The following is a 13,934-nucleotide window of genomic DNA, read 5'->3' as shown; positions in this document are numbered from 1 at the left end:
CTCGTCCCGGGGGCCTTCGCACGTTCAGCTCACTCGGTAGGCGGCTGTGACGGTTTGCGTGGTCGTGTTGCCGGCCGCGTCAGTTGCTGTTGATTTCAAGGAGATCCAGGCGCCTGCGGGGGTCGGGAAGATAGCTTTTCCGCCGCCTACTGCGGCCGTCTTCCAGGTGGCTCCGGCGTCGTCGGAGTACTGGATGGTCAGAGTCTTCAGCGGACTCCTTGTCCGGAAGGGGAGGACGGTGACGGGCGTGCGTTTCAGGGTGTTGGTGCCGTCGACCGCTGGGTGGTAGCTGACCGTGTGGATGGGGACCGCCGTCTGTTGGGAGCTCGAGGTGAAGGTGGCGGTCAGGGTCACCCCGGTGGAGAACGGGGTGGCGGACTGGGATCCGGTGGAAACGAGCTGGTAGGTCGCCTTGCCGGCCGGGAGACCCGACACGGTGAAGGTGCCGAAGGTGGGGGACGTGCCGATGACCTGGCCGTCGCGGGTAAGGGTGCTTTCGGCCGACAGGTCGCGGGACAGGACAACGCGGTTCCCGGCGTCGGCGGCGGCGCGGATGTCGAAGGTCAGCGTGTCGGCCGAGCGTACGGCGGTGCGGACCGACGGGCTGAAAACGGCCTCGTTCCAGCGCTGGTGGTACGTCCGGCCGGTCTGATACTTCGCCGGCGTCGCCGCCAGGATCCAGTTGCCGACCGGCTCGTCGTCTCCAGACTCGCTGAGCTCCTCGAGCCAGGAGCCGGCGTCGGCGTACACCGCCAGCGTCCGTGGGAGATCGAACGGGACGAGCGGCGCGAAGGTAGCGTCGGTCCCCGGCAACTGCGGCCACAGCGTGAACTGCCCTCGCGGGTCGCTCGTCTTGTTCATCGCCTCGTACACGGTCGCGAGGTCGGACTGCTTCACCTTCCGGTCGAAGCCAGTGGGCAGCTCTCCCGGTTGGTAGTTCGCAATCGAATACAGGTACGGCGTGTTCACCCAGCGCCGCGGTTCGGTCCCCCGCACTGCCCAGTACGACACCACATGCCCGGTCATCTCACCGGCCGGCAGCTTCGGCCCGATGTCCAGCGTGTAGAGCTCGCCGGACAACCCGAAGCCCACCGGACCCGACGACAACAGCCCGGTGCCGTCCGGCGCGTTGCGCTGGTACCCGACGTCCGAGTCCGCCTGCTCCGCCGACGGGTTCGGCGCCGAGGTCGTCACTACCTTGGCCTGCCGCGCGTCGAGGACCACGGTCCGGTCCGCGTCGAGCTGCACGCTCGGGGCAACCAGCTCGTAGAACGCCCAGTCGTCCGGCCCGCGCTCGAACTCCTGGAACTGGTCGAGGATGTACTCGCCCTTCGGCAGCTGAAGCGACACCACACCGTTCTCGTCCGGTGCGTACTGCATGAGTTGACGGCGCGCGATGTCGAACAGGAGCATGGGAAACCCGCCGGTCGACGGCGTACCGTCCGCCATGATCAGCTTGACGGTCAGCGTGTGGGCCTCGACCTGCTTGTCCACGCCGAGTGGTACGACGATCGTCTGGCCGGGGGCGGTGGCGACGACGCGGCCGGAGTACAGGCCGTCGGGGCCGTTGTGGTTGGTGTTGGAGGTGACCTGCACGGATCCTGTGCCGCCGGCCGGTACGGTCAGAGTCGTTGCGCTCAGCGTCAATGCTGCCGACGGTGCCGCCGTACCGTCCGGACCGGTCATCGTGGCGGTCAGGTCGAGCGTGACGGCCTGGTCGCCGACGTTCCGGTAGGTCAGGGTCTTGGTGACCGGCGCGTCGTCGCTGTGCGGGTACGTCGCCAGTCCGAAGGACAGGCTGCCCGGGTCCGCGAGGACCGACTGCTTGATTGCCGTGGTCAGGTCGATCCGGCCCGCGCCCTGCTGGAAGGCGGTCTGGCCGGACGCGACCTTGGCCGAGCCCATCAACGCGCTCTTCAGCTCACCCGGGGTCCACGACGGATGCTCCTGCAGCAGGATCGCTGCCGCACCAGCCGTGTGCGGCGTCGCCATCGACGTACCGGACAGGCGCAGGTACTGATCCCCGACCGGCTCGCCGATCGTCGAGTCCTTCGACTTCGCGGCCACGATGTCGGTGCCGGGCGCGGTGACGTCCGGTTTCATGGCGCTGTCACCGACCCGCGGCCCCTGGCTGGAATCCCACGCCAGCTCGTCCTGCTTCGTCACGTTGCCGACCGTCAGCGCGGCATCAGCACTCCCTGGCGAGCCGACCGTGTGGTCCTTCGGCCCGTCGTTGCCGGCCGCGATCACGAACAGCGTCCCGGTCTGAGCGGTCAGCCGGTTCACGGCCTCCTCGAGCGGGTCGAGGTCCGGGGTGTCGGTGCCGCCGAGGCTCAGGTTGACGATCTTGGCCTTGACGTCAGTGGCCGCCCACTCCATCCCGGCCAGGATCGCGGACTCCGGACATCCGCGCCGCTCGCACACCTTGCCGTCGTACAGCCGGGCATCCGGTGCGACGCCGCGATAGCGGCCACCCGACGCGGCCCCGGTGCCGGCGATCGTCGAGGCGACGTGCGTGCCGTGGCCGACGAGATCCTCGTTCGGCTCGCTGGTGAAGTTCTTCTCGCCGACGACCTGCGTCGCCAGGTCGGGGTGGGTGGCGTCGATCCCGGTGTCCAGGACGGCGACCGAGATGCCCTTGCCGGTGTACCCGGCCTGCCACGCGACTGGTCCCCCGATCTGCGGCACCGACTGGTCGAGTGTCACCTGCCGCTTGCCGTCCAGCCAGACCTTCGCGAACCCTGCCTTCAGGAACCCGGCGGCGCTCGCCTTGTTCACCTTCATCGCCGCTGCGCCGATGGACGGCAGCTGACGGGTCACCTTCGCCCCCGGCGGTACGGCGCGCTTCGCGGAGCCGGCGTACGTCGTCAGCACGGGAATCGTGCTGGTCTGTGCATCGTCGTACCCGTCCCGCACCAACTCGGCGACGTCGAACAGCCGGCTGTCGAGCTGCCCCTTGCCGACCGCGGCTACGGCGTCGGCCGGGATCACGTACGAGTGGTCCTTGGTCCGGAAGGTCCGGAACCCCATGCCGTCCCGTCCCGGCCCCGGCACGGCCGCGACCTTCGCCGGGTCACCGCCACTCAGGACGACGCGGTCACCGGAGATCAACGTGACGCTGACGTCCTTGGCGGCGGGCTGCGGGGCGGCCGCCGGTCCTGCCTGAGCGTGAGCCGCCGGCCTCGCCTGCGCCGCCGGTCCCCCTACGCCGAGCACCAGCCCCGCGGCCGCCACCACGGCGACCGCGGGCCTGGTTCTACGCACATATCTCGTAGCCACTTGAGTCCTCCCCAGCTGTCGGTTGTCCACGCATCGAATGCAACGGGACGACCGGCCTCCGGGGTTGCGTCGGTCAGCCGATTCGATAGGCGTTGAAGGTTGTTTCGGTCGCACCGTTCCCGGCTCGGTCCGTGAGCACCGACCGGAGCGAGACCGTCGACCCGGCCGGCGTCCGGAAGACCGCCGTGTAGCGCTCCCCACCCTTCGGGAAGACCATCGCCCGCTTCCAGGTCCTGCCGCCGTCGCCCGAGAACTCGACCTTCACCGACCGGATCCCGATGACCTTCGCCCCGGGTTGGTGCACGACCGCGAACAGCACCGTGCTGACCGCTGCCCTCCCGACCGCGTTCCGCGCGTCCACCGCCGGCCGGAACTCGACCGACCGCAGCGGCAGCACCTCGGATTTCTCCGAGCTGAACGTCCACACATGGTCGACCCGCGTCCCGAGCTGCATCAGCGGCCGCCGCATCGTCACCTCGAGCCGGCACGGCGCTGTGCCCGCCGGCAGCTGCTCGACTGTCAGGTTCCCCGCCTGCGTCTCGTCGGACGCGACCAGCTTGCCGCTCCGGTAGAGCCGGGTGTACCCGAGGTCGTACGACAGCGCCGTCCCCGCATGCCCGTCCTGGTCGGAGACCGGAAACAGGAACACACTGAGCTCGTTGCCCTTCCGGAACACGCCATCACCGTTGCCGAGCCCCACATTCACCACCGACGCGCCCCAGCGCTCATGCTGCGTGCTCCCTGGTGTGAACGACTGCGGAGCGGTCGTGGCGAGCGACCACGGGTACTCCTCGTCTTCACCGTGCCGGACGATCTGCGTGATGTCCGCGTCCCAGGTGACGTCCTTCGTCTCGACCAGGTGCGTCACCGTCGTCGGTGCGCCGTACACGATCGGGATGCCCGGCATGCTCGCGCCGACCCCGGGCAGCCAGCCGAACCGCTCGTCGGACACCAGCGTCCCCGGCCGGTCCGCGTTGTACTGCGCCACGACCTTGGCGAGGTCGCGATCCTGCACGGTCCGGTGGTAGCCGGAGTAGTAGCTGCCGCGCTTGTACTGCAGCAGGTTGTAGGTCACAGCCTTGCCGACGACCCAGCGGGAATTCGTCCAAGCGAGCATCTCGTCCGCCGGTGCCGGAGCGCCCATCGAGGCGACGAAGAACTTGCTCAGATCGGTCGTCGAGATCGTCCCGTCCACCGCCGGGGTGTTCTCGCCGGCGCGCCAGTACCCGACCTGCGCCTCGACCAACTGGCTGCCCTTGCGCGGCAGGGTCATCGTGATCGGCTTCGCCTGCCGGGCGTCGACCGCGAGAGTCAGGTTGTGGTCGACGTCGAGGTTCGGCCAGACCAGTTGGTAGTTCCGGTCGGCGTCGTCGCCGACCAGGCCGTCGACGAAGTACCGGCCCTTCGGCAACCTGAGCTCTCCGTTGCCCTGGGCATCGGTTGCGACCTCGACGCCGTACTCGCGGTCCATGCTGTAGACGACCGTGTAGTTCTTCTCGGCGCCCTTGCCGTTCGGCAGCAGGTGCTTGAGGGTGACGTCGTAGCTCTCGATCTCCTTGTTCACGGTCAGCGGCGTGCCGACGCTGACGCCGGGCGCGGTGGCGAGGACCCGGCCGTCGTACTGGCCGTCGGGTCCGCCGTGCCGGGTGTCCGACGTGACCGTGACCGAGCCGCTACCGCCGGCCGGGATAGTCAGCGTGGTGGTGCTGAGTTTGAAGGCCTCCGCTGGAGTCGCCTGCAGCGACAGCGTGACCGGCTTCGCGCCGACGTTGCGGTAGGTGAGGACCTTTGCGACCGGCTTGTCGTCCGAGTGCGGCCACTGCGCCGTGCCGAAGCCCAGGCTGCCGGGCACCGGCAGCACCGTGTCGGTGATCGCATGCGCGACGTCGACACGACCCGCACCTTGAGCGTACGTCGCCTGGCCGGGCATCGTCTTCGCCGTACCCATCAACGCCGCCTTGAGCTCAGGCGCCTTCCACGCCGGGTGCTGCTGGAGCAGCAGCGCGGCCGAACCGGCGACGTGCGGGGTCGCCATCGAGGTGCCGTTGAGCGAGAGGTAGTGCTTGCCGACCGGATCGCCGATCTGCGCGTTCTTCGCGCGCGCCGCGACGATGCCGACACCTGGCGCGGTGAGGTCGGGCTTGATCTCGGTGCTGTCCAGCAGCGGACCCCGGCTGCTGAAGTCGGCGAGCGCATCCTTCTTGTCGACGGCGCCGACTGCCAGCGCGGACGCGGCCGAGCCCGGCGACGAGACCGTGCCGGCATCCGGCCCTTCGTTGCCTGCAGCAATGACGAAGAGCGCCCCGGTCCGCGCGGTCAGCCGATTGACCGCGGTCTCGAGCGGGTCAAGGCCCGGCTCGTCAGCGCCGCCGAGGCTCAGGTTGATGACCTGAGCCTTCTGCTGTACGGCGGCCCACTCCATGCCGGCCAGGATCGCGGAGTCCTCACAACCACCGTTGTTGTCGCAGACCTTCGCGTCGACGAGCTCCGCGTCCGGCGCGACGCCCTTGTACTTCCCCTTCGACGCGGCCGCCGTACCCGCGATCGTCGAGGCGACATGCGTGCCGTGACCGAGGCCGTCGCCGGTCGGGTCGGTGGTGAAGTTCTTCGCGGCGACGATCTTCCCCTTGAAGTCCGGGTGCGTCGCGTCGATCCCGGTGTCGACCACGGCGACCCGGATCCCCTTGCCGGTGAAGCCGGCCTTCCAAGCGACCGGTGCGCCGATCTGCGGCACGCTCTGGTCGAGCAGCGGGTGCCGCTTAGCATCGAGCCACAGCCGGCCGGACCGCGCGCCGGCGAAGAACTCGCCGGCCGTGTCCTTGGCGACCTTCAGCGCGGTCACGCCAAGCGCCGGCAGAGCGCGGGCAGCGGTTGCGCCAGGCAACGATCGTCGGGCAGTCGAGTCCACCAGGACCGGGATCGTCCGGACATGCGCATCGTCGTACTGCATCTCCAGCAGACCGGTGACGTCGAACAGCCGCCGGTCGAGCTGTCCCGAGCTCAACGCGCCGCTGACGTCCAGCGGTACGACAGTGAGCCGGCCGTGCGCACGAAGAATGCGGAAGCCGACGTGTTCGCGCCCCTTGCCGGCGTGGACGCTGACCTGTTTGCTGTCGCCGTGCCTCAGCACGACGCGGTCGCCGGTGACCAGCGTGACGACCTGATCTGCCTTGTCCTTGGCGTGTTTCTCCACCGACTGCACCGACTGCACGGACTGCGCCGCCTGCGCGCCGCCGGACAGCGAGAGCGCAAGCACCGCGGCCGTGACGACCGCGGTGCCCGCCAGCACCGAACGCTTTCCCATGGTTCCTCCCCGAGCTCTGCGAGCCTGTTCAGCACGTAGGATGCGCGAGGGGTGGGTTGACGCGATCAGCGCAGCGGATACGCCCCGATCGTGGTCAGGTCGGTAACGTTGCCCCCGGCATCGACCAGGTGTGCCTTCAAGGACACCGCGTTGGCGCCCTTCGGGGTAGCGAAGATCGCCTTGAAGGTCCCGGCCCCGGTCGCTACGACGCCGGCATCGTGCCAGCTCGTCCCGTCGTCACCGGAGACCTGGACCGTCAGCTTCTTTATTCGCGGGACCGTCGCGCCGTCCTGCGCGTCGATGACGACCGGCAGCACGGTCACCGGCTTGCGGTCGGCGACGTTGTGACTGTCCACCGCGGGTTGGTACCGGATGCCGAGCATCGGCAGCTTGGTCTCGTCGGCGGTCGAACCCGAGCTGAACGTCCAGCGCAGGTCCATCCGGGTGCTGAACGTCGAGAACGACTGCCGGGTCTGCGTCGACACGAGCGTGTACGTCGCCTTCTCCGGCGCCAGGTCTTCCGCATAGACATCCCCGAAGAACGGCGACTCGGCCACCACCTTGCCGTCGCGGATCAGCTTGCTCGACTCCGCATCGGTCGCAGTGAACCCACGCTCGCCGGTCGCCGCGGCCAGGTTGTACGTCTGGACGGCCAGGGCGTTCCCGGCGCGTGCGGCGTACCACGGTGCCATCGTGAACGCGGCCGCGTTGAGCACCTCGCGGTACGACGACCCGCCGCGGTACGTCCGGTCCGGCGTCGTGAGCTGCGTGACGAAGCGCGGGAACGGGTTGTTCGGATCGATGCTCGGGATGATCTCCCGGACCTCGGTCTGCCAGACGGCCGGCCCCTGGTCCGCGTACAGCGTCGTGCGCAGCGGTCCCTTCCCGTACTCGAGGATCGGCGAGAACGTCGACGTCATCCCCGGCGCCCGGCCGAGGGCGATCCGCCAGAACCCGCGGTCGCCGGTGGCGTTGGTGGTCTGCCGGACGGTCGCCTGGTCCTTGACCTTGACCGCCCGCACGAACCCGGACGGGTACACCCCCGGGAAGGAGTTCGCCTGGCCGGAGACGTACGGCGACCTGTCGAACGTCCCGTCGGCGTTGGGTTGCGCCCACTGCGAGGTGACGTGACCGGTCAGCTGCGCGGGCGGCAGCGCCGGGCCGAGCTGTCCGATGAACACGTTGCCGAAGTCGCGCAGGCCGGTGCCGGAGCTCAGCGAGTACGTGCCCGCGGAGTTGACCCGGTCGAAACCGATATCAGCGGCCGCGATCTGCGCGCCGGCCTGCGGCACGGTCACCTTGACCCGCTTCGCCTTCCGCGCGTCGAACACCACCGTGGTGTCCTTGGTCAGCTTGATGTCCGGGTGTACCTGGTCGTAGACCTTGTACTTCGAGCCGGGCAGCTCGATGAACTGGGTGAGCTGCGCGAGGTACTCGCCCTTGGTCAACCGGTAGGTGACCGAGTCGCTCCCGTCACCGAAGAACTCGAACAGCTTGCCGTCCAGACTGTCGAGCAGACCGACCGCCGGCGCCGGCTGACCGTCGGGCCCGATCGCCTTCAGTGTGAGGTTGTAGCTCTCGGGTTCCTTGTTCACGCCGACGGCCGAGGTGACCTGGGTGTCGCCGCTGGTCGCGGTGATCCGGCCGGAGTACGGGCCGTCCGGGCCGTTGTTGTTGGTGTTCGAGGTCGCCTGCACGGACGCCGTACCACCTGCTGGGACAGTCACCGTGGTCGCGCTCAGCTGGAACGCGCCGGCCGGTGCCGGGCTGCCGTCGGGTGCGTTGAACGTTGCGGCCAGGTTGAGGGTGACCGGCTGGTCGCCGACGTTCCGGTAGGTCAGCGTCTTGGTGACCGGGGTGTCGTCGCTGTGCGGCCAGACCGCCGTACCGAACGAGACGTTGCCGGGCTCGGCGAAGACGGTCTGCTTGATGCCGCGAGCCACGTCGATCCGGCCGGCGCCCTGCTGGAACGCGGTCTGGCCGGCGGCCGGCTTGGCCGACGCCATCAGCACGCTCTTGAGCTCGGAGGCCTTCCAGTTCGGGTGTTCCTGGGCCAGGATCGCGGCGGCGCCGGCGGTGTGCGGCGTCGCCATCGACGTACCGCTGAGGCGCAGGTAGTACTCGCCGACCGGCTCGCCGATGACCGAGTCCTTCGCCTTCGCGGCCACGATCGAGACGCCGGGCGCGGTCACGTCGGGCTTGAGCGCTCCGTCGCCGACCCGCGGTCCGCGGCTGGAGTCGTAGGCCAACTGGTTCTGCTTGTCGACCGAGCCGACAGTCAGCGCGGCGTCCGCGCTGCCGGGCGAGCCGACCGTGCCGTCGCCGGGACCGTCATTGCCGGCCGCGACCACGAACAGGGTGCCGGTCTCGGCGGTCAGCCGGTTCACGGCTTCTTCGAGCGGGTCGATGCCTGGCGTGTCGGTGCGGCCGAAGCTCATGTTGACGACCTTGGCCTTGACCTCCTTGGCGGCCCATTCCATGCCTCCGAGGACCGAGGAGTCGGAGCAACTGCCGCCGTCGTCGCAGACCTTGCCGTCGTACAGGCGCGCGTCCGGCGCGACACCTTTGTACTTGCCGTTGGAGGCGGCCGCCGTTCCGGCGATGATCGAGGCAACGTGCGTGCCATGGCCGAAGTGGTCACCGTCCGGTGAGTCGGTGAAGTTCTTCCTGGCGACGACCTGGGTGGCGAGGTCCGGGTGCGAGGCGTCGATGCCGGAGTCGAGCACGGCGATCGGGACGCTCTTGCCGGTGTAGCCGGCCTGCCAGGCGGTCGGTGCACCGATCTGCGGGACCGACTGGTCGAGCGTGACCTTGCTCTTGCCGTCCAGCCAGATCTTGTCGATCCCGGACCCACCGGTCAACGAGTGGCCCTTGGCAAGTTTCAGCGCGGCGCCGTTGACGACCGGCAACTGGCGGGTGAGCTTCGCACCCGGTACGGCGGACCGCTTCTGGGCCTTGCCCGTGTACGTCACGATCACCGGGAGCGTGCTGGACGACTTGTCGTCGTACCCGTCTTTGATCAGCTCGGTCACGTCGAACAGGCGGGCGTCCAGCTTGCCGCCCGAGACCTGCTGCCGGACGTCGGCCGGGACGACGTAGAAGTGGCCCTTCTGGCGGTAGGTGCTGAACGCGACGTGCTGCCGGCCGGCGCCGGGGCGGACCGCGGCCTCGGCCGGGTTGCCACCACGCAGTACGACGCGGTCGCCGGTGATCAGCGTGACGCTCTGGTCGGGCTTCTTGGCCGGGACCTTCCCGCTGAGCGGATGCGGTTGAGGTCCGGCGGTTGCATGGCCCGGGGCGGAAAGCCCCAGCCCCAAGGCTGCGACCGAGGCGACGGCGGCTACGCCGAGGCGCCTCGATCGTGGTGTGGATACCACGATGAGTCCCTCCCGATCGTTGTCCTCACATCGGCCGACCGGGCGCGCTTACGGAGCGAAACCGGACGACCACTCGCAGGGAGATGTCCGGACTGGACCGAAAGGTTGCCTGAACCCGCTGCCACGGCACCTTCCTGCCGCGCTGTTGCCCTGCTGGGGCTGCGTTTGTCAGGACGTGGCGGGTGGTGCCACTTGCGCGTCCGGCTGGCCGGAGGCCGCGAGGGAGGCGGCAATGAAGCCGGACTGCTTGAGGTCCTCGATCAGGTCCTGGAGGTAGGCAACCGTCTCCGGCCGCTTGGTCCTCGCGGTACCGACGGCCTGTTCGATCTGCATGAAGCGCTCGTCGATCACGCGGACGTCGGGATGCTCGGCGGCGTACTGCGTGATCGGCTGGCGGATCCCGGCGGCCGCCTCCAGCCCCTCCGCGCGGAACACGTCGGTCCCTTCGTCGCCACGGACGACCGTTGCCTGCTGCAACGTTCTGGTCAGGTAGAGGTCGTACGCCGAGCCCCGCTTCACACCGATCCGGACGCCGGGACGATCGACGTCGGCGACGGTGGTGAGCGCGGAGTCCCGCGGTACGGCGTAGACGCCTTCGATCACGACGTACGGCGCTGTGAACGCGACCTGTTCGGCGCGGGCAGGGTCGATCGCGAGAAAACAGATGTCGGCCTGGCCCGAGGTCATCGCCTCGAAGGACTTGCGGGCAGCGTCGAAGCAAACCAGCTCCAGCGGCAGCTCGAGCCGCCGCGCCAGCTCGCGAGCAATATCGACGGTGACGCCGCCGGGGGCATCCGGCGTCCCCTGAGCCAGCACCGGATTCCCCAGATTGATCGAGGCTCGCACCACTCCGGTCGGGGCCAGGTCTTCCCGCACAGTCGTCATACGGATGACCTTAACGATGGCCTGTGGGTCGGACACTGAACGAATGACGGATCCGGTCAGTCGTTATCGCCCAGGTTGGCAACATCCACGGGCCTCAGTTTTTGCAGAGACATTGTGTAAATCGGGGGAGGGGTCCTACTGTGTGCGCATCAACCGTCCGATGGGGGTGCGATGAGGCGTCGGAGTTTGGGGCTGCTGGTGGCGGCGGCGACGGTCCTTTCAGGAGTGGTCGCCGTACCTGCCGAAGCCCACGACAGCGGGAAACGAGTCGTCGGGTACTACACCAACTGGAGTGGGTACGGCCGGAACTTCCTGGTCAGCGACCTGGTGAAGAGCGGGGCCGCGGCCCGGCTGACCCAGATCAACTACGCGTTCGGATTCTTCGATGCCCAGGGGAACTGCTTCAGCAGCGACACCTGGGCCGACTACCAGCGGCCGTTCAGCGCCGAGCAGAGCGTGGACGGCAAGGCCGACGAGCCCGGTCAGGTGCTCAACGGCAACCTCAACCAGCTCCGCGAGCTCAAGCAGAAGTACCCGAAGCTCCGGATCAGCATCTCGATCGGCGGCTGGACCGGCTCGGCGCACTTCTCCGACGCCGCGCTCACGCCGGCGTCCCGGGCCGCGCACGTGGCGTCCTGCCTGGACCTGTGGCTGAAGGGCAACCTCCCGGGTCTCCCGGCCGGTGCCGCGAAGGGCATCTTCGACGGTGTCGACCTCGACTGGGAGTGGCCGGCGAGCGAGGGCAACGCGGGCAACGTCGTCCGGCCGGAGGACAAGCAGAACTTCACCGCGCTCGTGCACGAGTACCGCACGCAACTCGACCGGCTGTCCTGGCCGCACAAGGGCCGCTACAACCTGACCGCGTTCCTGCCGGCCAACCCGGCGATGATCGACCGCGGGTTCGAGGTCAACAAGCTGTTCAAGGACCTGACCTTCGGGACCACGCAGGGGTACGACTACCACGGCCCGTGGGAGACCATCACCAACCAGCAGTCCGCGCTCGACGGACCCAAGGGCGACCCGACCACGCCGGAGTTCAGCTCGCAGGTGACGATCGACGCGTACCTGTCCCGCGGCGCGCCGCGGAGCAAGCTGGTGATGGGCGTGCCGTTCTACTCGCACGGCTGGACCGGCGTGACGAACGCGAACCACGGCCTGTTCCAGACCTCGACCGGCCCGGCGCCGGCGACGTTCGAGGCCGGAACCGAGGACTACGGGCTGCTCAAGGCCAAGCTGGCCGACTTCACCGTGTACCGCGACCACCGCGCCGGATTCGCCTGGCTCTTCGACGGGACCACGTTCTGGACCTGGGACGACCCGGTCGAGATGGCACGCAAGGCGCAGTACATCTCGCACCGCGACCTGGGCGGGGCGATGATCTGGTCGCTCGACGGTGACACCAGAAACGGGGAGCTGATCTCGGCGTTGCACCGTAACCTTCGGTGAGTGGATCTGAATGCTCTCCTGGACCGGTTCGGCGCGACCAGCGCCGAACCGGTTCTCGTCGGTTTCTCCGCGGCGACGGTCGTCCGCCTCACCCGCGGCCGGGAACGCCTGTATTACAAGACTGATCACAACGCCGCCGGGACTGAGATCGGGACCGGTATCGACCTCGAGGCCGATCGGCTCGCGTGGCTGGGGGCGACCGGGTTTCCGTGTCCGCGGATCGTTGATCGTGGCAACGGCTGGATGCTGACCACTGAGCTCACCGGCCGGGACGCCTCGCAGGACTGGCCGGCCGCGGACCGTCCGGCCGTCCTCGCCGCGATCGCCGACGGACTCCGCCAGCTCGACCAGCTCACCGACTGCCCGTTCCCCACGCCCTTCCCGGCCGAAGGCGACGCCGTCACCCACGGGGACTACGCGGCACCCAACGTCTTCATCGACCCGGAGACCTTGCGTTTCAGCGGCGTGCTCGACCTCAGCCGCCTCGGCGCCGGCGACCGCTACCTCGACCTGGCGCTCATGTTCAAGAGCCTCCGCGGCGGCCTCAACCCGCAGTACGGCGGCCCGCCTGCCGCCCGCCGCTTCGTCGAGCTGTACGGCGGCGACCCGGACGACCCGCGCATCGAGCACTACATCAAACTCGACGACACGGCCTAGACGCCCTGATACGCCCTGCGGTACGCGCTCGGCGTGGTGTGCACCGCGGCCCGGAACCGCCGCCGCAGATTGGTTGCCGACGACAACCCGGTACGCAGCGCGATCGTCTCGACCGGCAGCTCGGTCTCCTCCAGCAGCACCCGCACCCGCGCAATCCGCTGCGCCAGCAGCCATTGCCCTGGCGCCATCCCCAACTGCTCCTGAAACCTGCGCGCCAAGGTCCGCGGCGACACGTTCAACTGCGCCGCGAGATCCTCGACCGCGATCTCCTCGCCCAGCCGCTCCCGCACCCAGTCCAGGACCGGCGCCAGCGAGGTCTCACCGCCGGCTTTGGCGGTCGTCCTGTTGTTTCCCGGTCCTGGGTCTTCGGAGCGGTACTGCCGCTGACCACCTTCGCGATGCGGCGGCATCACCATCCGCCCGGCGACGCGTGCGGCGTACCCCGCCCCCTGATCCCGCCGTACCAACTGCAGACACAGATCGATCCCGGTCCCCGACCCGCCGCTCGTCGCCACATCCCCGTGATCGATGTAGAGCACATCCGGATCGACATCGACAGCAGGGAACCGCGCCTGCAACTCCTCCGCATACCGCCAGTGCGTCGCCACCCGCCGGCCGTCCAGCAACCCGGTCGCCGCCAGTAGATAGGCCCCCGAGCAGATGCTGACCAGCCGAGCTCCCCGCGCGTGGGCCCGCCGCAGCGCTCGCAGTACCCGCGCACTCGGCTCTCGGTTGATCGGCAACCACCCCGGAACAACGATCGTGTCGGCGCGATCCAGCGCCCGCAGCCCTGCTGTGACCACCATCTCGAAACCCTCGGTGGTAGGGACCGCACCGGGCTCCTCCGCACACACGCCGAACCGGTACGGCGCCTCGCGGAACACCGCCGCCGCACAGCCGAGCTCGAAACTCGCCTGCGGCGCACTCACCAACGCGACCACCCGATGCATGGCAAGAAAGTACCTGATCGGGACTATCCAGACACT

The 13,934-nt window shown here is 68.9% G+C and carries 7 protein-coding genes; 2 read left to right on the top strand and 5 right to left on the bottom strand.

From position 1 onward, the window contains the following. Window positions 1-24 precede the first annotated feature (24 nt). The 4 genes from AB0E69_RS29470 to AB0E69_RS29455 form a co-directional block, all read right to left on the bottom strand. Window positions 25-3,264 carry a S8 family peptidase gene (locus AB0E69_RS29470; protein WP_360153179.1) on the bottom strand — a complete coding sequence of 1,080 codons (3,240 nt, stop codon included), beginning with the start codon at window positions 3,262-3,264 and terminating at the stop codon, window positions 25-27. Window positions 3,265-3,352: 88 nt separating this feature from the next. Next, window positions 3,353-6,583: a S8 family peptidase gene (locus tag AB0E69_RS29465; RefSeq protein ID WP_360153176.1), complete on the bottom strand. Its 3,231-nt coding sequence runs from the start codon at window positions 6,581-6,583 to the stop codon at window positions 3,353-3,355. Window positions 6,584-6,648: 65 nt separating this feature from the next. Next, window positions 6,649-9,960 carry a S8 family serine peptidase gene (locus AB0E69_RS29460; RefSeq protein WP_360153174.1) on the bottom strand — a complete coding sequence of 1,104 codons (3,312 nt, stop codon included), beginning with the start codon at window positions 9,958-9,960 and terminating at the stop codon, window positions 6,649-6,651. A 168-nt stretch (window positions 9,961-10,128) separates the two neighbouring features. Next, the gene (locus AB0E69_RS29455; RefSeq protein ID WP_360153171.1) at window positions 10,129-10,845 is read right to left on the bottom strand and encodes a transporter substrate-binding domain-containing protein; all 717 of its coding nucleotides are present in this window, start codon (window positions 10,843-10,845) and stop codon (window positions 10,129-10,131) included. Window positions 10,846-11,016: 171 nt separating this feature from the next. On the opposite strand from AB0E69_RS29455, the gene AB0E69_RS29450 reads away from it, so the two are divergent. After that, on the top strand, window positions 11,017-12,291 hold the full coding sequence (locus tag AB0E69_RS29450) for a glycoside hydrolase family 18 protein (protein WP_360153168.1): 1,275 nt from the start codon (window positions 11,017-11,019) through the stop codon (window positions 12,289-12,291). Further along, window positions 12,292-12,948 (top strand): phosphotransferase, encoded by a 657-nt coding sequence (locus tag AB0E69_RS29445; protein ID WP_360153165.1) that lies wholly within the window; start codon window positions 12,292-12,294, stop codon window positions 12,946-12,948. Here the strand turns inward: AB0E69_RS29445 and AB0E69_RS29440 are convergent. Beyond that, window positions 12,945-13,898: a helix-turn-helix domain-containing protein gene (locus AB0E69_RS29440; protein WP_360153162.1), complete on the bottom strand. Its 954-nt coding sequence runs from the start codon at window positions 13,896-13,898 to the stop codon at window positions 12,945-12,947. The genes AB0E69_RS29445 and AB0E69_RS29440 overlap by 4 nt on opposite strands. Between the last annotated feature and the right edge of the window lie 36 nt (window positions 13,899-13,934).

Origin of the sequence: Kribbella sp. NPDC026611 (assembly GCF_040638345.1) — a bacterium.
GTDB lineage: Bacteria > Actinomycetota > Actinomycetes > Propionibacteriales > Kribbellaceae > Kribbella.
This window is presented reverse-complemented; position numbering and strand designations above follow the sequence as displayed.

What these genes read in the sequence shown, in the direction of transcription:
- AB0E69_RS29440 (WP_360153162.1), bottom strand. Translation starts at nt 13,898, where the DNA reads ATGCATCGGGTGGTCGCGTTGGTGAGTGCGCCGCAGGCGAGTTTCGAG.
- AB0E69_RS29450 (WP_360153168.1), top strand. Translation starts at nt 11,017, where the DNA reads ATGAGGCGTCGGAGTTTGGGGCTGCTGGTGGCGGCGGCGACGGTCCTT.
- AB0E69_RS29455 (WP_360153171.1), bottom strand. Translation starts at nt 10,845, where the DNA reads ATGACGACTGTGCGGGAAGACCTGGCCCCGACCGGAGTGGTGCGAGCC.
- AB0E69_RS29465 (WP_360153176.1), bottom strand. Translation starts at nt 6,583, where the DNA reads ATGGGAAAGCGTTCGGTGCTGGCGGGCACCGCGGTCGTCACGGCCGCG.